We start from the raw sequence: 19644 nt of genomic DNA on the forward strand, positions 1-19644 counted from the left end.
CGAAAAAGTACAAAACCGAAGTTTTGTTTTTCGTCAGCGTTTGACTGACTACCTATGATATATCATAGGATTTTTTTATAAAAACTCGAATTAACAGGTACGTTTTGTCTTGTTTAGTTTTCAAAGATCATCTTCGCCGTTCTTAGCGGCTTTAAAAATATAACATTTCGCTTCATCTTATGTCAACAACTTTTTTTAAGTTTATTTCCCGAAGCGTTTTGTGTTTGTCACCGTGTGTCAGCGACGATTAATAACATATCACGAAAACTTTCTATTGGTCAACGCCTTTTCAAAATTTTTTTTGAAATAGTTTTATCGTGCATCTCAAACCCTTGTCCTGCATACAATCAAGTAACAATCTCGGACAAGGCAGGAGTGTTTGAATTGAGTCGACTATATGTGTTGCCTATTAAACGGCTGAAGCAAGTTGTCATTATTCTTGTAGCAGCCCTTGCAGCTGCAACCTTTTTTTATGTACAAAAGGCACCGCCGCTGTCGGTATTTAAAACAGAACACGGACCCCGAGCCATTTATAAAGGCGAGACTTCCTCAAAACATGTCTCCCTCACTTTTAATATCGGCTGGGGAGATGAGAAGGCTGTTCCTATTTTAAATGTCCTTCGAGAGTATGATATAAAGAACGCTACTTTCTTTCTGTCTGCTTCTTGGGCTGAGCGTCATCCTGATATCGTCAAACAAATTAGAGAGGACGGCCACCAAATCGGAAGCCTTGGCTATGCTTATAAAAATTATAGCCAGCTTGAAGACAGTGAAATCAAGCGAGATCTTGTCCGGGCACAAAATTCATTTCAAAAGCTTGGACTAGATGACATTCAACTATTAAGACCGCCAACTGGCCAATTTAACGAAAAAGCATTGAAAATTGCCACACAGTACGGTTATACAGTTGTCCATTACAGCGTCAATTCGCAGGATTGGCTGAATCCGGGCGTCGACCAGATTGTTCAGAATGTAAATGATCGAATGAAAAGCGGAGACATTGTTCTCCTGCACGCCTCAGATTCAGCAACCCAAACCGCTCAAGCCTTACCAGCTATTTTGAAACAAATCAAAGAAAAGAATTTAAAAAATGTGACGGTTGGCGAACTGATCTCCAATACCAAAACAAGGTCATCGGAAGTTAAGTAGTTTTCGCCTTTGAAAAACGCGGCATAGCTAATAACTGAAACGCATTACAGCCTAATAGCGGGAATAGCATCAAATACAGCCAGTCCTCTTCATTGACTCTGAGCGCCGGGAACCATTCTAACGACGTGATGACGACCATGAGAAACATTGCGGAAACAAAAGTTTTCTTAGAGGACTGCTGCTGTTTAAAGTAAGCCACGATCAATGCGAACACACCGATAAAGACAGGCAGCCATAGGTATGGAAGAAATGATTCATTCTCCCCGAAAAACAAAAATCGCAAGTAAGCTAAATCAAACAGCACAAAGATCACAAGAAACAGCTGAATGGTATTCCATAAAGAATGTGACCGGAATATCTCTAGCGCAAACCGGTGCACCGTCAAAAAGACAACAAACCCCATCTGGCTAATGACACTAAAGATCATCCCCACACCAATGAACCAAAACAATACAGATGCGATCTCTAGAATTTCAAACGATATAAAAAGCTTCTGATATTTCCCCCACTCCAGTGCAAAGCCTACTACGCTTGTAATGGCCGCTCCAACAGCTAGCACAGAGAAGAAAAAACGAACTAAATCCCGACTTTTCATTGAATTGATCCAACCCCTATTTTTGTTATGTATAAATTTACGTGAAACATTCATATTAAAAGTAAGACATGTAACGAAAGGAGCCACAGTATGTCAAAAGGCATCTTGCGTATAATGAGCTGTTTTCTTCTTTTATCTCTAACAGCTTGTGCTCCCAAAACCCAATCCTCATCTAATATGGACTATGACGAAACAAAGAAAATGGTCGTCGATATATTGAAGACAGATGACGGTAAAAAGGCCATTCAACAGTTATTAAATGACGAGGCAATGAATGAAGCTTTGGTAATGGATGAACAAACTGTGAAAAAAACGATAGAGAAAACACTGACTTCTGATAAAGGCAAAGAGTTCTGGAAGAAGGTCTTTGAGGATTCTAAATTTGCCGAGACTTTCGCAAAATCAATGCAGCAACAGCATGAAAAGATGTTAAAACAGTTAATGAAGGACCCTGACTATCAGCAATTGATGATGGATATTCTCAAGGATCCTGAAATGGAAAAGAAATACGGTGAACTGGTGAAAAGCAAAGAGTTCAGAAAGCACTTAGAAAAAGTCATTACAGAAACATTAAGCAGTCCTCTTTATAAGAAGAAATTCGAAGATGAGCTTAAAAAAGCAGCATCTGAAAGCAGTGATTCCGGTTCAAAAGGAAGCGAAGAAAGCGGCAGTTAAACATCACCCGAGTGAACATACATCCACTCGGGCTTTCATTATGCTTTTACTGCTAACTGTTCAATGACTTTATTCGCAATGTGTTGATACACTTCTCCTGTTGGATGACTCGCATCATAGACGGATGGAGCAAAATCATCTTCATTCCAATCAGGCTGTCTTAAAGGAATTTGGCCAAGGACCGATACACGCAGTTCTTCTGCCAGCTTGTCCCCGCCGCCTTTTCCAAAGACGTATTCTTTCTCACCTGTTTTTTTGCTTTCATAATAGCTCATATTCTCAACGACCCCTAGCACTTCGTGATCTGTTTGCAGTGCCATTGCGCCTGCTCTAGCAGCAACGAAGGCAGCTGTAGGATGCGGTGTTGTGACAATGATTTCTTTACAGCTTGGAAGCATTGTATGAATATCAAGCGCCACATCTCCCGTTCCAGGCGGAAGGTCTAATAGTAAGTAATCTAATTCTCCCCACTCGACTTCGTGGAAGAAGTTATTTAGCATTTTACCAAGCATCGGTCCTCTCCATATGACCGGTGCATTTTCTTCAACAAAAAAGCCCATTGAAATCACTTTGACACCAAAGCGTTCCACAGGAATAATTTTTTCCCCTTTAACCGTTGGTCTGACGGTGATTCCCATCATATCCGGTACACTAAAGCCATAAATATCTGCATCAATCAGTCCGACTTTTTTCCCTAGACGAGCCAGCGCTACAGCAAGGTTAACAGACACGGTGGATTTCCCAACGCCGCCCTTTCCACTCGCTATCGCTAAGAACTCAGGCGGATTTTTAGAGTTGAGCAGGTTTTCTTCCTCATCTTGTGCCGGCATAAACCTTTCAAGTGTTTCCTGAGGAAGTTCTTCAAAACGAAGTCCTACTGTGTTAGCACCCTCTGCTTTCAAGGCTTTTACGATGTCTTGCTGCAGCTTCATTTGCTCAGCAGTGCCCGTTTTGGCAATAGCCACCTTTAAGCTCACATGTTCTTTTTCAGGCTTTAGGCTGATTTCTTTGATGGCATCCAGCTCACCAAGCGGTATATGAAGGAAAGGTTCGTCCATCTTCCCAACTAGTTTTCTCACATCATCTTGTCCGATCATAGCAGAACCTCACCCTTTATTGAATTCGTTTACAATCCAAGTATATCATACATATCCTTACAATGTCTGTCCTGTTTGCCTGCGATCAAAAGGAAAAAGCCCCTTATTCAGGCGGCTCTTTTTGCTCTGTTAAATATCTGAGAATGCCTTTATAAATGGAGGCAGCAATTTGATCCTGATATTTAGGTGTTGCCAGCTGACCTGCCTCTTTCGGGTTGGAGAGAAATCCAATTTCCACAAGGGCTCCTGGCTTTGTGACATTTTGCATTAAATAAATGCCATTGATCCGCTTCGCCTTTCGATCTGTGTTTTCAAGATTCCTGCGTAATTCATCTTGGATGAACTTCGCTGCCTTTTCATTCTCTTCATACTTTCCATAAAAAAACGTCTGCGCTCCGCTCCATTTGTTCGATGGGATCGCATTTAAATGAATGCTTAAATAGAGATCCGCTTCAGACTCATTAATGACTTTTACGCGGTTCCTCAAATCCTCCGCTTTCTTCCGGGCATATCCCTTTGTATTCTTTGATGATAAATCAGAATCATCCTCGCGGGTCATAAGAACAAGCGCTCCCTGCTCCTGTAAATAGTCACGTATCTTCATGGATACATCCAGTGCAATTTCTTTTTCTAGCAGCTCTCCTCCTACGGCCCCGCCATCTGGACCACCATGACCTGGATCTAGATAGATGATCTTCCCGCTTAGAGGCAAATTCCACGATTTCCACGAATCATCATTTAGAAATTGAAACCTGAATAAGAATAAGAGGACAATAAACCCGATTAAAAACCCTGTCCATTTCAGCTTTCTTTTCATCCCTGTCCCTCCCATACACCATTATTTTATAGATATGGGACAAGGGCTGGAAATATGCTTAGTGCAGCCGAAGCTTATGCCTTTTTTGTGATTCTCGAAAGCCTTCCTGCCACCACATGCTTAAAAAATCCCTCGCAAATGGATACAGACATGACATCTTCCGCTCCATTCGGAACATATTTCCCCACGATTGCAAACACCCTGCCAGCTCTTCAACCAGCTCATCTTCCTCATGAATTGACCGCTTCTTCATATCATCGAACGATTCACTGTACTTACTTGACTCACCGTATTTCCCACCTGCTAAAAAAGCTTCAATGGCGAAATCGATACAGCCATCACTCATAATACCGGCTGGATCATCTGCAAATGGGAACAGTTTCTTCGTGAATTTCTCAGAAGCGACCGTCACTTGTTGAAGAGACAATGTACGCAACAGCTTCTTTTCAAGCGTGACATCTCTTTTTGTTTTCAATTGATAAAATGAAAGAACTTCTGCCATGGACTGAACTCCTTTTTTCTTTGTATTGTTCGTTGGTTTGAACAAAACATGCAGTTCAGTAAATGGAAATCGGAATGGAAAATTGTGATAAAATGAACTCTTATATAGAAAGAATGGAAAAGGGGCAAAATCAATGAAGAAATGGATGTATATCCTGCTGCTATTAACAGTCGTCCTATCTGGATGCAGCAGTCACGCGACCGAGCAGAAGAGCGACATAAAAGGAATAGAAGACATATCCTTAAAACAGCTTTCTAAGCACAAAAATTCTTATATTGGAGACAACGGAGCAATTGGCGCTATTTTATCAGATCTTCCAGGTAACGTGATTCGTGAGTTTGAAATCGTAGATGAAAAAGAGCTAAAAGTGACATACGGCGTGAAAGAAAATGCCAATTATACAGAAGAACAATTTGATACATTTTGGTTTGATAAGAAGGATACCATTGAAAAAAACTACTTATATAATGCATTGGCACTTTTTATTCTTATCGATAACGTAAAGCAAGTAACACTTAATATGAGCTCTAAAGACGAGCCGTCCGTCACGTTTAAAAGAAAACAGCTAGAAAAAAAGCTCCCTCACTCTTTTAAAGTTTACAAAGACGATACAGCGCTTTGGCAAAAGGAACTGGTTGATGGAGTTGTGAAGTCAAAAGAGAAACGCCAAGATGTATACAAAGTGTTTCCAATGCAGAAATAATAAAACAGAGGGGTATCTCCCTCTGTTTTTTTGATGATTATGTAGTAAAAGCCTTAATTAAACGTTGTCTAAAGTTTTGATCCACTGCTGCAGTAAGCATAAATTCATTGAATACTTCCTCAATCCAGTGAGAATTGTTCGCTTTCGGATCATTGATAAAAAGAGAGATGGATATAGAGGATGTATCTGTTCTTCGATATAAAGCACCTGTGAAAACAAACAATGTTGCTCCGCCTTTATACCAAAGGTATTGATCTGTTTCCGTCTTCAATGTTTCCCCCAGCACAATTTGGCTAAAAAGACGCTTTTCTTCTGTTGTTAACAGCTCATCCTGCAGACGTTTCATAAAATGTGCATATTGATTCGTTGTAGACTTTGTCATCTTTTGCGTCAGTAATGATTGAATACGCAAGCTTAATAAGTTCTTTTTCATCATTTTTTCTTCTAACGCCTTTTTTTGCTCTGGGTTATTTTTCATGATATTAAAAATCTCAATCATCAGAGATTTGTATTGCTCATCAGTTACACCGCTCATTTTCTTTAATGCATCCCGCCGATGATTAGATACATAGGCTGGCCACAACAGCTTGGGTGTCAGCGGCATGAGTTCATCATGTTCTGTAAGACCCGCTTGTTTCATCCGATCATTGATCTTATCTAAGCCGAGCCGGTCAATCAAATAATCAGTACAAGCATTCGAACTGACTTGCATCATCCCTTTGGCAACATCTAATAAAGTTGCATGCTCAGAAAAATCGTTGACCTCCAGCCAGTACGTGTGAGCACCTCCGTCTGTTCTATCAATATAAAACCGCTCTATATCAGACAATGCCACTTTTTCATCTAGCTTGATGTCACCGCTGGATACAGCTTTAACAAAATGAAACAAAACCACTAATTTCACCGTACTTGCAAGTGGTGTTTTTTGATGACCATTCCAATCTAATACCACATCTTCATTTTCAATGATTGTCACTGATACGTCCTTTTTGTTTTTTGTGACAAATGTCAAAAGATCTTCCTTCGTTTTCTTCATATCTTTTTTATACAGCAAGACATCAACCACCACGTAAAGTATGACCACACCTAAGACAACTAGACCGATTTTGAGTAACATGTTTCTCCTTTCCAAATAATTGAGGATTTATATATTTAATATAACAAATATTTCAAATAAAGGCACAAAAAAGCAAAGGCAAGTGAACCCTTCGCTTCTTGGTGTTCTTATTCATGGAGGAGATGTAGCTTCATTCCTTCATGCGTGGCTTCAAACCCTAATTTTTCATAAAAACGGTGTGCATCTGGCCTCTGTTTGTCTGTTGTTAGCTGAACCATATGACATCCGCGGTCGCTGGCGCATTGAATCGCCCATTTTATGAGCAGCGCGCCGACTCCTTTTCCTCTATGAGTAGAAGCCGTACGAACTCCTTCTATTGATGCTCTCCATCCTCCTTGATGTGTAAGAAATGGCGTCATGGTTAATTGGAGAACACCGACAGCTTCTTCCTGATCACACGCAACAATGAGTTCAATATTTGGATCAGCATCTATTGAGTGAAAGGCTTTGATATAGCTTTCTAATAATGGTTGAGTGTAGCGCTCTCTTTTTTGACCTAACATATCATCTGAAAGCATGAAGACGATCCTGTCGAGATCTTCCCGCGTGGCTTCTCTACAAGTCATTTGACTTAAATCCAAAGAACGCACCTCCTATGAAATGAAGTGGAACTTATTGACCAAAATACCAATGATGTGCGTTCTTATATAAGATGTGATCAGCTGCTTTTTCATCAAAAAGCTGTTGAATCAACTCAACATCACCGTATTCAAATGGACGCTTTGCCCTTGTGGATGGAAGGTCTGTTCCAAACATAAGGGCATCAGGATTCGTTTGATAAATAGACGTCAGCGCATGTTCGACGTTTAAATCAACACGTCCAAAACCTGTTGCTTTCACACGAACCCCTTTTTCAACCAGCTTGAGCAAATGCGGCAAGCCTTCTTCCGATAAGCCTAAATGATCAATTGAAACGGCCGGCAGCTTTTCAAGCGTAGATGAGATGTCAGGGAGATGCTTAGCGTCTATGTAGAGCTCACTATGCCATCCCGCCAGTTCATACACCCTTCTCGCAAAATAATCGAGCTTCGAAATATCCTCCGAACCGCCTCTCTCCACGTTAAAACGTAAAGCTTTTACCCCATGTTGATCCAAATGAACAATTTCATCATCAGTTGCAGTAAAAGGTAATTGAGTCACGCCGCAAAAAGCTGGGCCCAGTTCATCTAGCGCCTTCAACAAATAGCCTTGGTCAAAGCCTTGAAATGACCCCGACACAATCGCTCCACCTACAATCCCAAGATCAGCCGTCTCTCTCTTATAATCATTCACCACATAACTAGGCGGTGTGTACCCTTGGTTTTCTTGAATGGGAAAATCAAAATCAATGATATGAAAATGTGCATCAAAGATCCTCATGCTCGGCGCCCCTCTTCCGCTTATTTGACCTGATTATATCAACAGTGAAAGCCAAGGGATATTTGGAATGACGAATTACTTCATATCATGAAAACTTATCAAGCCCTCTTCATGAACCATTCCTCTCGTAAGATGGCATAGTAAAACTCATCCCACCACTCATTTCCTTGTGGTATACACTTTTTAAAATATCCTTCTCTTCTCATCCCCATTTTCTCCATCACTCTCCAAGATGGCACATTTTCAGGCTGACAAGTGGCAATGATCCGATGTAAATTCATTGTGTGAAAGCCATGATTTAGTACAGCAAACGCCGCTTCTGATGCATAGCCTTTGTTGTGATATGCAGGATTGAAGACCCACCCAATTTCATATGTGTGCTCACCAAAGTACGGATGAAACGCGATATGGCCAATGCATGTATGATCTTCTTTTATTAGAACAGCGACATACTTAGCATTTTCATGACGATTAATTTTGACAAATTCCTTCGCATCTTCTTTAGAAAATACACCTTCCGGAATATACATCATCACTGCCGGATCAGATGTATATGCATAGACATCCTGCCAATCATCATCAGCAAATGGACGAATGAGACACCTTTCTGTTGTTAGATTCATAGGACAACCTCCATAAAAAATCGTCTTTTAAACAGAAAACTTTCTATACTCATATTTTATACGTATTCAAAAGGAACTGACCAGTCATTATCTATCACATAAAAAAAAGCACCAGCAGGATGCTGATGCTTTTGTTATCAGGTTTGTCTGTAACAAACCTTTGTAAAACGTCCATACAATATAAAATTGATTAACGTTTTGAGAACTGAGGTGCTCTACGTGCGCCTTTAAGACCGTATTTCTTACGCTCTTTCATACGAGGGTCACGAGTAAGAAGTCCAGCACGTTTAAGTGATGTACGGTACTCAGGATCTACTTCTAGAAGAGCACGAGAGATACCGTGACGAATTGCTCCAGCTTGACCAGAGAATCCACCACCGTGAACCGTTACAAGAACATCGTAGCTGTTAGCTGTTTCTGTGATGTTCAAAGGCTGTTTCACGTCTTCGATTAAAGCAGCGAATGGAATGTATTCAGTAATTTCACGATTATTAACGACGATACGGCCTTCACCTGGAACTAAGCGAACGCGCGCTACAGAACTTTTACGACGACCTGTACCGTAATATTGAACCTGTGCCAAATTGTTAACCTCCCTTATAATTAACCGCGAAGTTCGTAAACTTCAGGTTGTTGTGCTTGATGTGGATGCTCAGAACCACGGTACACATTTAATTTTTTGAACATTTGACGGCCTAATGGACCCTTTGGAAGCATACCTTTGATAGCAAGCTCCAACATTTTTTCAGGGTAGTTTGTACGCATCTCAAGAGCAGTTCTTTGTTTCAAACCACCTGGGTGCATCGTGTGACGGTAGTAAATTTTGTCCGTCAATTTCTTACCTGTTAATTCGATTTTCTCAGCATTGATGATGATGACGTGATCACCTGTATCAACGTGTGGTGTATAAGTTGGTTTGTGCTTACCGCGCAAAAGTGATGCTACTTCAGTAGAAAGACGACCTAGAGTCTTGCCTGCCGCATCAACAACTAGCCATTTGCGCTCAATTGTGCTTGCGTTCGCCATTGGTGTTGTACGCATGAGTTTCCCTCCTAAATAAATCAATGATTTTTCCTTGAATCAAATGCTACGTTCTATTTCAAAACACAAGATAAGTCTTCCGGGGCTTATTTGTGGGGTTGAAATACATACCATATGATATCTTATAACTTTCTGCTTCCTGTGTCAAGAACATGTTACACCTGGTTTAGTTGTCATAGAAAACTTCCCATAAATACAGTCCGTGACTAGGCGCAGTCTTGCCTGCCGCTTCGCGATTTCGGGCGGCAAGCATGGCTTTTATCTCTTCAGGGTGAAATTTACCAGATCCGATTTCAAGTAACGTTCCAGCGATAATTCGCACCATGTTGTATAAAAAGCCATTTCCTCTCACACGCATTTCAAGCCCGTCTGAGACGTTTTTCCACTCGAGGGTGTAAATCTCCCTCATCTTGTCCTGAACCTCTGTATTGGCCGCACAAAAGCTTGTGAAGTCGTGTGTGCCAATGAGGTGCCCAGCTGCTTCTCTCATTTTGTCTGCATCCAGCCGGTAAGGAAAGTGGCAGGCATACTGTCTCGTGAACACATTTTGGTGCGTTTCCGTTGAGACCTTATAACGGTACTCCTTCGAAACGACACTAAAACGTGCATGAAACGACTCATCCACTTCCTCAGCCTTTAGAACCCTGATGTCATCCGGCAGGAGACTGTTGAGGGCAAATGGCCATCTCTCCATCGGGATCGAGAGCGGGGTGTCGAAATGGATGACCTGCCCCTTCGCATGGACACCGCTGTCCGTGCGGCCAGAAGCCACAATCGGAATCAGTTCACCCTGTTTGTGCATTCTTGCAAGGGCAGACTCGATCTCCGTCTGAACAGTCCGCTGCCCAGGCTGCACCTGATAGCCTTTAAAATGTGTCCCATCGTAGGATACGGTACATTTGACCTTCATCTAGGAATCACCTAATTTCTCAGAAGCACAAGGAGTGCTGTTAACAGGATGAATAGAAGCAGCGAGAACGTGTCTTTCATGCCCCAGACAAGCTGGCGGTATTTCGTCCGCCCTTCCCCTCCGCGGTAGCCTCTTGCTTCCATAGCAGTCGCCAGTTCCTCTGCACGCTTAAACGCACTGACAAAAAGCGGGACAAGTAAAGGAACGATTGCTTTCATACGATCTTTAAGAGGTCCGCTAGTAAAATCAACGCCTCTTGCCATTTGTGCCTTCATGATTTTGTCCGTCTCTTCTAGTAAAGTCGGAATAAACCGAAGAGAGATGGACATCATGAGAGCAAGCTCATGAACAGGCAGCTTGATTTTACGGAATGGGTGAAGCAGCTTTTCCATACCGTCTGTCACTTCTATAGGCGTTGTGGTTAACGTCAGAAGTGTCGTCATCATGATGAGATAGACAAAACGGAGTGAAATGAAAATCCCTTGCTTTAGACCTTCTTCATAAATATTCAAAAAACCAAAGTGAAATAGCAAGGCGCCATCCTTTGTCATGAAGATATGCAGAATGAAGGTAAACAGGACAATCCATAGGATCGGCTTCATTCCCTTGAGAATAAAGTATAGCGGCACCTGAGAAACCATCACCACAAGGATGGTAAAGACACCTAAAAGCCCGTATGTGATGTAATTATTAGCAAAAAAGACAATAAAGACAAAAAAGAAAATTGATAACAGCTTTGTCCTTGGATCAAGACGATGGACAAAGGATGAACCTGGCACATATTTGCCGATAATCATACTATCCATCATGATGTCGTGTCCTCCTGATAAAGAGCTGTTAAGGCTTCTGCCATTTCATCCATGGTCAGAAGCGGCCTTGGAAACGTAATGCCCAGCTTTTCTTCTACAGTCTGCTGGAATTTAATCGTTTCTGGGAGGTCGAGACCAAACGAAGACATGTCTGTACGATTGGCAAACAATTCTCTCGGCGTACCTGTCGCCTTCACCGTTCCTTTATGCATCACAATCATTTGATCCGCATAATGAGCGGCGTCCTCCATACTGTGTGTGACCAGAATCGTGGTGAGGTTTGCCTTTTGATGAAGCTCATAGAACATGTCCATGATTTCCTTCCGTCCGCGTGGATCTAATCCTGCAGTCGGCTCATCAAGCACAAGCACTTCTGGCTCCATCGCTAGAACACCCGCAATCGCCACACGTCTCATTTGACCGCCGCTTAGTTCAAAGGGAGATCGAGATAATAGGGATTCAGGAAGACCGACCAGCTTCAGCATTTCCTTTGCCTTCGCTTCCGCCTTTTCCTGAGGAACACCGAAATTCATCGGACCAAAACAGATATCCTTAAGGATCGTTTCTTCAAAGAGCTGATGCTCAGGAAACTGAAACACGATGCCTACTTTTTTCCGGAGGGACTTTAAATCTTTCTGCTTTTTATTGGCTTGTAAGACGGTATCTCCAAGCGCAATGCTCCCCTTCGTTGGTTTGAGCAATCCATTTAAGTGCTGCAGCAACGTGGACTTGCCAGAGCCTGTATGACCAATGACAGCGACATAGCTGCCCTCTTGGATGGAAGCATTGACATCATACAAAGCGAGACGCTCAAACGGCGTTTTCTTTTGATAACGATGCTCTAGTTCTTTGATCGTAATGTCCATAGCTCTTTCACCAATCCTTCTTGTGTCAAATGGGCATTTGCAAGCGGTACACCTTGCTGCTTCAATTGTTTGCTCAACCGATAGGAGAATGGCAGATCAAGTCCAATCTGAACCAGCTGTTCATCTAGTTCAAATACTTCCTCTGGGGTTCCCTCGGCAAATTTTTTCCCGCCATTCATTACAATGACCCGGTCTGCCTTGGCGGCCTCGTCTAAATCATGTGTGATAGAAATGACTGTGACCGTGCCTTGTTCCTTCAGTAGTCTAACAGTCTCTAACACTTCTTCACGGCCAATCGGATCAAGCATCGATGTTGCTTCATCCAAGATCATGATGTCAGGGCTTGCGGCAAGCACACCTGCAATGGCGACTCTCTGCTTCTGCCCGCCTGATAGATGGTGCGGCTCTTGATCAAGAAACTCCTGCATATTGACCTGTTTGACAGCCCAATCTACACGCTCTATCATCAATTCCCGCTCAACCCCGTTATTTTCTAAACCAAAAGCCACATCATCACGAACCGTTGAGCCAACGAATTGGTTATCTGGGTTTTGAAAGACCATTCCGACCTTTTTGCGAACATCCCAAACACTCTCTTCTTTGAGCTCAATCTCTCCAACCTTGACCGTTCCAGCATCCGGTAAAATGAGCCCATTCAGTACACGGGCAAGTGTGGATTTACCTGAACCGTTATGGCCAACAATGGCGAGCCATTCATTTTGATTCACATGCAATGACACTTGATCTAAAGCGGGCTTGTCCGCATCCTTGTGATAACGAAATACAATGTCCTTTACGTCAATTAATGTCTTCCCCATCTCTACCGGACCTCCTCTCAGCTCAACCTCTTCTTTGCTTATTGCTAAAAAGCCGTAGTATCTAAAAAAGGGCATAGATCCAGTTATGAACTGTCCCGCCCTTTCTTAGATACACGCTATATGATTAAACTAATTCAATGACAGCCATTGGTGCGCCATCGCCGCGACGAGGTCCAAGCTTCATGATACGAGTGTATCCACCTTGGCGATCTTCGTAGCGAGTTGCAACGTCAGCGAATAATTTTTGAAGTGCATCTTGGTTTGTTTCAGCGTTAGCTACTTCATTACGAATGTAAGCTGCAGCTTGACGGCGAGCATGAAGATCTCCGCGTTTGCCAAGAGTGATCATTTTTTCAACTACAGAGCGAAGTTCTTTCGCACGTGTTTCAGTTGTTTCGATGCGTTCGTTGATGATCAAATCAGTCGTTAGGTCACGAAGCATTGCTTTACGTTGTGCACTAGTGCGTCCTAGCTTTCTGTATGCCATGTGATGTCCCCTCCTTAGTTAGAGATGCTGTATGAATAAAAAACACACGAAAATCCTAGTTCACAATGAAACTAGTCAATCGTCTTTACGAAGACCCAGTCCAAGTTCTTCTAGTTTCGCTTTCACTTCTTCAAGAGATTTACGTCCAAGGTTACGAACTTTCATCATATCCTCTTCTGTCTTGTTAGCAAGCTCTTGAACAGTGTTAATACCCGCACGCTTCAAACAGTTGTAAGAACGAACAGAAAGATCAAGCTCTTCAATTGTCATTTCAAGCACTTTTTCTTTTTGGTCTTCTTCTTTCTCAACCATGATTTCAGCATGCTGAGCTTCGTCAGTTAACCCAACGAAAATATTCAGGTGTTCAGTTAAAATCTTAGAACCTAGAGCGATCGCTTCTTTCGGTCCTGTGCTTCCATCAGTCCATACATCTAGTGTTAATTTATCATAGTTTGTGATTTGCCCAACACGGGTGTTCTCCACTTGATAAGTCACACGAGATACAGGTGTATAGATTGAGTCGATCGGAATCACACCGATTGGCTGATCGTCTCTTTTGTTTGCATCAGCAGGATTATACCCGCGACCTCTTTGTGCAGTTAAGCGAACACGGAAGCTCGCATTCTTGCCAAGAGTTGCGATGTGGAGATCTGGATTTAAGATTTCAATATCGCTGTCGTGTGTAATATCAGCAGCTGTTACAGTACCTTCATCTTGTACATCAATTTCAAGCGTCTTCTCTTCTTCAGAGTAGATTTTGAGTGCAAGCTTTTTAATGTTTAAGATAATCGTTGTAACATCTTCAACCACGCCTTCGATCGTTGAGAATTCGTGTAAGACACCATCTATCTGGATCGATGTTACAGCTGCACCAGGAAGTGAGGATAAAAGGATACGACGAAGGGAGTTCCCTAAAGTGGTACCATATCCACGCTCAAGTGGCTCTACGACAAACTTGCCATACTTGGCATCGTCGCTGATTTCAACCGTTTCGATTTTTGGTTTTTCAATTTCGATCATCTAATAAAACCCTCCTTCAAAACGTCGAAACCTCGAATAGAATCATATGAGATTCCATCCGAAATTCCTCATTGTTTAGTCCCGTATGTGCTCAGGCAACGAGTCGTGTATTCGTCTCATAAATAACTGTATCATAACCCATTATTGACAGGGACACAAAATCTATACAAACAAATTACACGCGGCGACGTTTTGGTGGACGGCATCCGTTATGAGGAACTGGAGTTACGTCTCTGATTGCAGTAACCTCAAGACCTGCAGCTTGAAGCGCACGAATTGCAGCTTCACGACCAGAACCAGGACCTTTAACAGTTACTTCAAGTGTTTTAAGACCATGTTCGATAGAACCTTTAGCAGCAGTTTCAGCAGCCATTTGTGCAGCGAAAGGAGTAGATTTACGAGAACCTCTGAATCCTAATGCACCAGCACTTGACCAAGAAATTGCGTTTCCATGAACATCAGTAATCGTTACAATCGTGTTGTTGAAAGTGGAACGGATATGAGCGATTCCAGCTTCAATATTCTTTTTCACGCGACGTTTACGCGTATTTGATTTACGAGCAGCAGCCATTCTTTAACTACCTCCTTTACTTATTTTTTCTTGTTAGCTACAGTACGACGCGGTCCTTTACGAGTACGCGCGTTGTTTTTTGTGTTTTGTCCACGAACAGGAAGTCCTCTACGATGACGGATTCCGCGGTAGCTTCCGATTTCAATTAGACGCTTAATGTTAAGTGAAACTTCACGACGAAGGTCACCTTCTACTTTAAGTTTGTCAATGATATCACGGATTTTACCAAGTTCGTCTTCAGTTAGATCGCGAACGCGAGTGTCTTCAGAAACACCTGCTTCTTTAAGGACTTGTTGCGCAGTCGTACGACCAATTCCAAAAACATATGTTAAAGAAATGACAACACGTTTATCACGTGGAATATCTACACCAGCAATACGAGCCATGATTTGGGCACCTCCTTGTTATTAGCCTTGTTTTTGTTTATGTTTTGGGTTTTCACAGATCACCATTACTTTTCCTTTTCTGCGAATCACTTTACATTTTTCACAGATAGGTTTAACAGATGGTCTCACTTTCATGTGTTTCCAACCTCCTTCTTCCGGAGTTGCTTTATTTGTAACGGTACGTAATTCTACCACGAGTTAAGTCATATGGAGATAATTCTACCGTAACTTTGTCTCCAGGTAAAATGCGAATGAAGTGCATACGGATTTTTCCTGATACATGAGCCAAAACTGTATGACCATTCTCTAGTTCAACTTTGAACATTGCATTTGGCAAAGTTTCTGCTACAGTACCTTCCACTTCAATTACATCGTCTTTCGCCATTCAAGTGTTCTCCCTTCTTCAAATCAGTAACTTGCTCTCTGACAAATGTCCAAATGAGATCATCTCAATTGTCCATCTATCACCCGACCTGTTTTGAATATACTGTTCTGAACTTCCGGAGATACGCAACCATAAAAGGTTATATGATTGATATTTTTTCTTAGGAGAATGAAATTTACGCTTTTCTCCGTCTGCGATTAGTACATGGCACCGAACATGCCGATGACACCTGTATACTGATCTTGTTCTTTCCTTTGGACTATACAGACAACCTGCCCGATTTGGGTCTGAAAGGCTTCAGTGAAGACCTAAATCTTAGTCAGTATATCAAAACCTGTATCTGTAATCGCAATCGTATGCTCAAAGTGAGCACACTTTTTCCCATCAACCGTTACAACCGTCCAGTTATCAGCCAATGTTTTCACATATCGGCTGCCTGCGTTCACCATCGGTTCGATGGCCAACACCATTCCAGGTTTTAGCCGCGGGCCTTTGTTGGGCGGACCATAATGAGGAATTTGAGGGTCCTCATGAAGATCCTGTCCGACCCCATGTCCAACATATTCTCTAACAACTGAAAAATTCTCATTTTCTACATACGTTTGTATGGCATGGGAAATGTTCGACAGACGTTCGCCTGGCTTTGCTTCCTGTAAGCCTTTATATAGAGATTCCTCTGTGACTTCCAGTAGTTTGCGGTCTTCATCACTGATTACCCCAACTGGATAAGTCCAAGCAGAGTCACCATGATAGCCATTTAACTTTGCGCCAATATCGATACTAATGATGTCACCATCACGTAAAACCCGTTTACCAGGAATACCGTGAACGAGTTCTTCATTCACCGAAACGCAAATGCTCCCGCGAAAACCATTATACCCTTTAAAAGATGGGATTGCACCCTGCTTTGTAATAAAACGTTCGGCAATTTGATCCAATTCTTTTGTCGAAATACCTGGTTTTATGTGTTTCTTCAGCTCTTCATGAGTCAGTGCGACAATGCGTCCAGCTTCTCTCATAATCTCAAGCTCGCGAGGAGTTTTACAGATAATCATTTATTTAATCCCCCAAGCAGGTCCTTGATATCTGCATATACATCATTAATGTGCTTCGCACCATCAATGTTTGCAAGATATCCTTTTTCTGAATAGAAGTTCAGCAAAGGTTCAGTCTGCTTTAAGTTTACTTCAAGTCTAGTCGAAACGGTTTCTGCATTATCATCTGCACGTTGATAAAGCTCGCCTCCACACTTATCACAAACATTTTCTTTCGCAGGTGGATTGAATACTAAATGATATGTCGCTCCGCAATTTTTGCAAATTCTTCGGCCAGTCAGACGCTCCATCAAAGCATCTTTATCGACTTTAATATTAATGACATAATCAATCGTTCTGCCAAGGTCCTTTAGAATGTCTTCTAAAGCTTCAGCCTGAGCGACTGTTCGCGGAAATCCGTCCAGAAGGAAACCTTGTTCACAATCATTTTTGCCAAGTCTTTCTCTAACAATACCGATTGTGACCTCATCAGGAACAAGCTCTCCTTTATCGATAAAGGATTTTGCTTCGAGCCCAAGTTGTGTCTCCTCTTTCATAGCAGCGCGGAACATATCTCCTGTTGAGATATGAGGGATCCCATAATCATCAACAATTCGTTCTGCCTGAGTGCCTTTACCAGCACCCGGAAGCCCCATTAAGACTAAGTTCATTTCGGATTTCCCCTTCCTTACTTAGAGAGGTTGGGCAGGAGCCCAGCCCTCTGTTTTATTTCATAAATCCACGGTAGTTTCGTTTCACTAATTGGCTTTCAAGCTGTTTCATTGTTTCAAGTGCAACACCTACAACAATGAGAAGACTTGTGCCGCCAATTTGTGCAGCGGAAGGTAATCCAGCGAATTGAATGAAAAAGATAGGAAGTATTGAAATCACGGCTAAGAAAATGGCGCCCACAAACGTGAGTCGATACAAAATGCTCGTAATTCTATCTTGAGTCATTTTCCCTGGACGAACTCCCGGGATATAGCCACCCTGCTTTTGCAGATTTTCAGCCATTTGTTCAGGATTCACTTGGACAAAGGCATAAAAATATGTGAAAGCAACAATCAGTGCTACATAAATCGTCATACCGATTGGCTTAGTATAGTCAAAGTTGTTGGTTATCCAAGTTGTCACATTATTGGTTCCGAAGAACGATGCGACCGTCTGCGGAGTAATAATAAAAGAAACGGCAAAGATGACTGGAATCACCCCTGCTGGATTCACTTTCAATGGAAGGTGCGTTGCTTGACTAGCAGACATTTGTGCACGGCCAGTTCCTTTTGAATATTGAATCGCAATCTTTCTCACTGCCATTTGAATGTAAATAACACCTATAACAATGACAAGAATAGCAATTACAATAAGGGCAATTTTCAGGATTTGCATGAACAGCTGTCCATCTCCACCTACAAACTGCTGAGCGTACACTTGTTTTAATGTTTGAGGGATACCCGCGATAATCCCGGCAAAGATAATAATCGAAATACCGTTACCAACACCGTGAGCAGTAATCTGCTCTCCCAGCCACATTAAAAATGCTGTTCCCGCAGTGAGTACGACCGCAATTAAGAGATACGTTGAAACACCTGGGTTTTCAATCAGCATGCCTCCTGCCATATTGTTGAATCCATATGACATTCCTAACGCCTGGATAAAGCCTAGAACAATTGTAAAATACCTTGTGAATTGTGCTAATTTTCGTCGGCCAACCTCTCCTTGCTTTGACCACTCAGTGAACTTCGGAACAACATCCATCTGCAAGAGCTGAATGATGATCGAAGCAGTGATATACGGCATAATCCCCATTGCAAGAATGGAGAATTGGAAAAGTGCCCCGCCCCCAAACGTGTTGAGGATCCCGAAAACACTCATTTGATCCTGTGCCTGGAGAACTTCAGCGTTCACATTAGGCACAGGGATGAAAGCACCTATACGAAAGACGACTAACATTAAAAGTGTAAATATAATCTTATTCCGTATATCTTTCACGCGCATAAAATTGGAGATTGTCTTAAACAAGTTAGATCACCTCGGCTGTACCGCCAGCAGCTTCAATCGCTTCTTTCGCAGAAGCAGAGAATTTATTGGCTTTTACAGTTAATTTTTTTTCTAATTTACCGTTGCCAAGAATTTTTACTCCTGCTTTTAACTTGCTTATTGCACCAGTCTCTAGAAGAAGTTCAGGAGTGACTTCCGTTCCTTCGTCAAAACTGTTTAATCTGTCTAAGTTGATTACCGCATAATCTTTACGGTTGATGTTTGTAAAACCACGTTTTGGAAGACGTTGGAATAAAGGCATCTGACCACCTTCGAAACCAGGGCGTACACCGCCGCCAGAACGAGCGTTTTGACCTTTATGACCTTTACCAGAAGTTTTACCGTTACCTGATCCAATACCACGACCAACACGGTTGCGTACTTTACGTGAACCTTCTGAAGGCTTCAATTCATGAAGTTTCATTTGGGCACCTCCTTATCGATTAAAAATTGTTTTATTGTTCTTTAACAGAAACTAAATGAGACACCTTGTTAATCATGCCGCGGATCGCTGCATTGTCTTCATGTACGACTGTTTGGTTTGTTTTCTTTAGACCAAGAGTACGAACAGTGACACGCTGATCTTCAGGGCGACCGATTACACTGCGTTTGAGGGTAATTTCTAATTTATTTGCCATTATTG

General features: G+C 42.1%; 28 protein-coding genes and 1 pseudogene. 3 read left to right on the forward strand and 26 right to left on the reverse strand.

Going from position 1 to position 19644, the window contains the following annotated elements; genetic code table 11:
* Window positions 1-384 precede the first annotated feature (384 nt).
* Window positions 385-1149, forward strand: coding sequence for a polysaccharide deacetylase family sporulation protein PdaB (pdaB, locus tag C6W21_RS18010; RefSeq protein WP_106052192.1), 765 nt, complete (start codon window positions 385-387; stop codon window positions 1147-1149).
* On the opposite strand, the gene kbaA is transcribed toward pdaB, so the two are convergent.
* Window positions 1142-1744, reverse strand: coding sequence for a KinB-signaling pathway activation protein (gene kbaA / locus C6W21_RS18015; RefSeq protein WP_106056820.1), 603 nt, complete (start codon window positions 1742-1744; stop codon window positions 1142-1144). The two genes, pdaB and kbaA, sit on opposite strands and share 8 nt — an antisense overlap.
* Window positions 1745-1834: 90 nt before the next feature.
* Here kbaA and gerD point away from each other — a divergent pair, with 90 nt between their 5' ends.
* Entirely contained in the window at window positions 1835-2419 is a 585-nt protein-coding gene (gene gerD / locus C6W21_RS18020; protein WP_003217144.1) for a spore germination lipoprotein GerD, read from the forward strand.
* A gap of 38 nt (window positions 2420-2457) precedes the next feature.
* On the opposite strand, the gene C6W21_RS18025 is transcribed toward gerD, so the two are convergent.
* The 3 genes from C6W21_RS18025 to C6W21_RS18035 form a co-directional block, all read right to left on the reverse strand.
* Window positions 2458-3516 carry an Mrp/NBP35 family ATP-binding protein gene (locus tag C6W21_RS18025; protein ID WP_106056822.1) on the reverse strand — a complete coding sequence of 353 codons (1059 nt, stop codon included), beginning with the start codon at window positions 3514-3516 and terminating at the stop codon, window positions 2458-2460.
* Between the two features lie 103 nt (window positions 3517-3619).
* Entirely contained in the window at window positions 3620-4333 is a 714-nt protein-coding gene (gene cwlD / locus C6W21_RS18030; protein WP_024425615.1) for an N-acetylmuramoyl-L-alanine amidase CwlD, read from the reverse strand.
* Window positions 4334-4391: 58 nt separating this feature from the next.
* Window positions 4392-4835 carry a YbaK family protein gene (locus C6W21_RS18035; protein WP_106052185.1) on the reverse strand — a complete coding sequence of 148 codons (444 nt, stop codon included), beginning with the start codon at window positions 4833-4835 and terminating at the stop codon, window positions 4392-4394.
* Between the two features lie 133 nt (window positions 4836-4968).
* On the opposite strand from C6W21_RS18035, the gene C6W21_RS18040 reads away from it, so the two are divergent.
* Window positions 4969-5538, forward strand: a complete 570-nt coding sequence (locus tag C6W21_RS18040) for a DUF4825 domain-containing protein (RefSeq protein ID WP_106052181.1) — start codon at window positions 4969-4971, stop codon at window positions 5536-5538.
* A 37-nt stretch (window positions 5539-5575) separates the two neighbouring features.
* Here the strand turns inward: C6W21_RS18040 and C6W21_RS18045 are convergent, their stop codons facing one another.
* From C6W21_RS18045 to rpmD, 22 genes and pseudogenes are all read right to left on the reverse strand, one after another.
* Window positions 5576-6655, reverse strand: coding sequence for a serine hydrolase (locus tag C6W21_RS18045; RefSeq protein WP_223260999.1), 1080 nt, complete (start codon window positions 6653-6655; stop codon window positions 5576-5578).
* Between the two features lie 107 nt (window positions 6656-6762).
* Complete coding sequence (locus C6W21_RS18050; protein WP_106056824.1) at window positions 6763-7236, reverse strand: GNAT family N-acetyltransferase; 474 nt, start codon at window positions 7234-7236, stop codon at window positions 6763-6765.
* Window positions 7237-7267: 31 nt separating this feature from the next.
* Window positions 7268-8014, reverse strand: coding sequence for an amidohydrolase family protein (locus tag C6W21_RS18055; RefSeq protein ID WP_106056826.1), 747 nt, complete (start codon window positions 8012-8014; stop codon window positions 7268-7270).
* Window positions 8015-8112: 98 nt separating this feature from the next.
* Window positions 8113-8637, reverse strand: coding sequence for a GNAT family N-acetyltransferase (locus C6W21_RS18060; RefSeq protein WP_106056828.1), 525 nt, complete (start codon window positions 8635-8637; stop codon window positions 8113-8115).
* A gap of 190 nt (window positions 8638-8827) precedes the next feature.
* Window positions 8828-9220, reverse strand: coding sequence for a 30S ribosomal protein S9 (gene rpsI / locus C6W21_RS18065; protein ID WP_003217273.1), 393 nt, complete (start codon window positions 9218-9220; stop codon window positions 8828-8830).
* Window positions 9221-9240: 20 nt separating this feature from the next.
* Window positions 9241-9678 (reverse strand): 50S ribosomal protein L13, encoded by a 438-nt coding sequence (gene rplM, locus C6W21_RS18070; protein ID WP_003217042.1) that lies wholly within the window; start codon window positions 9676-9678, stop codon window positions 9241-9243.
* Between the two features lie 166 nt (window positions 9679-9844).
* The gene (gene truA, locus C6W21_RS18075) at window positions 9845-10588 is read right to left on the reverse strand and encodes a tRNA pseudouridine(38-40) synthase TruA (RefSeq protein WP_106052164.1); all 744 of its coding nucleotides are present in this window, start codon (window positions 10586-10588) and stop codon (window positions 9845-9847) included.
* Between the two features lie 11 nt (window positions 10589-10599).
* Window positions 10600-11397, reverse strand: a complete 798-nt coding sequence (locus C6W21_RS18080) for an energy-coupling factor transporter transmembrane component T family protein (RefSeq protein WP_106052161.1) — start codon at window positions 11395-11397, stop codon at window positions 10600-10602.
* Window positions 11394-12263 carry an energy-coupling factor ABC transporter ATP-binding protein gene (locus C6W21_RS18085; protein ID WP_106052157.1) on the reverse strand — a complete coding sequence of 290 codons (870 nt, stop codon included), beginning with the start codon at window positions 12261-12263 and terminating at the stop codon, window positions 11394-11396. The genes C6W21_RS18080 and C6W21_RS18085 overlap by 4 nt, the downstream gene beginning before the upstream one ends.
* Window positions 12239-13081: an energy-coupling factor ABC transporter ATP-binding protein gene (locus C6W21_RS18090; RefSeq protein WP_095286189.1), complete on the reverse strand. Its 843-nt coding sequence runs from the start codon at window positions 13079-13081 to the stop codon at window positions 12239-12241. The genes C6W21_RS18085 and C6W21_RS18090 overlap by 25 nt, the downstream gene beginning before the upstream one ends.
* Before the next feature lie 124 nt (window positions 13082-13205).
* Window positions 13206-13568 carry a 50S ribosomal protein L17 gene (gene rplQ / locus C6W21_RS18095; RefSeq protein WP_003216944.1) on the reverse strand — a complete coding sequence of 121 codons (363 nt, stop codon included), beginning with the start codon at window positions 13566-13568 and terminating at the stop codon, window positions 13206-13208.
* A 75-nt stretch (window positions 13569-13643) separates the two neighbouring features.
* The gene (locus C6W21_RS18100) at window positions 13644-14588 is read right to left on the reverse strand and encodes a DNA-directed RNA polymerase subunit alpha (protein ID WP_003217009.1); all 945 of its coding nucleotides are present in this window, start codon (window positions 14586-14588) and stop codon (window positions 13644-13646) included.
* Between the two features lie 175 nt (window positions 14589-14763).
* Window positions 14764-15159, reverse strand: coding sequence for a 30S ribosomal protein S11 (gene rpsK / locus C6W21_RS18105; protein WP_008356548.1), 396 nt, complete (start codon window positions 15157-15159; stop codon window positions 14764-14766).
* A 20-nt stretch (window positions 15160-15179) separates the two neighbouring features.
* Window positions 15180-15545, reverse strand: a complete 366-nt coding sequence (gene rpsM / locus C6W21_RS18110) for a 30S ribosomal protein S13 (protein WP_003217023.1) — start codon at window positions 15543-15545, stop codon at window positions 15180-15182.
* 21 nt (window positions 15546-15566) lie between these two features.
* Window positions 15567-15680: a 50S ribosomal protein L36 gene (gene rpmJ / locus C6W21_RS18115; protein WP_003156543.1), complete on the reverse strand. Its 114-nt coding sequence runs from the start codon at window positions 15678-15680 to the stop codon at window positions 15567-15569.
* Between the two features lie 31 nt (window positions 15681-15711).
* Complete coding sequence (gene infA, locus C6W21_RS18120; RefSeq protein ID WP_003217190.1) at window positions 15712-15930, reverse strand: translation initiation factor IF-1; 219 nt, start codon at window positions 15928-15930, stop codon at window positions 15712-15714.
* A pseudogene (locus C6W21_RS19315) lies at window positions 15908-16211 on the reverse strand (KOW domain-containing RNA-binding protein). The gene infA and the pseudogene C6W21_RS19315 overlap by 23 nt, the downstream one beginning before the upstream one ends.
* Before the next feature lie 27 nt (window positions 16212-16238).
* Window positions 16239-16985 carry a type I methionyl aminopeptidase gene (gene map, locus C6W21_RS18130; RefSeq protein ID WP_003217210.1) on the reverse strand — a complete coding sequence of 249 codons (747 nt, stop codon included), beginning with the start codon at window positions 16983-16985 and terminating at the stop codon, window positions 16239-16241.
* Entirely contained in the window at window positions 16982-17635 is a 654-nt protein-coding gene (locus C6W21_RS18135) for an adenylate kinase (protein WP_012008711.1), read from the reverse strand. Before C6W21_RS18135 ends, map begins: the two co-directional genes overlap by 4 nt.
* A gap of 55 nt (window positions 17636-17690) precedes the next feature.
* The gene (gene secY / locus C6W21_RS18140; protein WP_061417652.1) at window positions 17691-18983 is read right to left on the reverse strand and encodes a preprotein translocase subunit SecY; all 1293 of its coding nucleotides are present in this window, start codon (window positions 18981-18983) and stop codon (window positions 17691-17693) included.
* Window position 18984: 1 nt separating this feature from the next.
* Window positions 18985-19425 carry a 50S ribosomal protein L15 gene (rplO, locus tag C6W21_RS18145; protein ID WP_003216888.1) on the reverse strand — a complete coding sequence of 147 codons (441 nt, stop codon included), beginning with the start codon at window positions 19423-19425 and terminating at the stop codon, window positions 18985-18987.
* A gap of 31 nt (window positions 19426-19456) precedes the next feature.
* The gene (gene rpmD, locus C6W21_RS18150) at window positions 19457-19639 is read right to left on the reverse strand and encodes a 50S ribosomal protein L30 (protein ID WP_003217067.1); all 183 of its coding nucleotides are present in this window, start codon (window positions 19637-19639) and stop codon (window positions 19457-19459) included.
* Between the last annotated feature and the right edge of the window lie 5 nt (window positions 19640-19644).

It is taken from the genome of Bacillus sp. NMCN1 (assembly GCF_002998085.1).
Taxonomy (GTDB): Bacteria; Bacillota; Bacilli; order Bacillales; family Bacillaceae; genus Bacillus.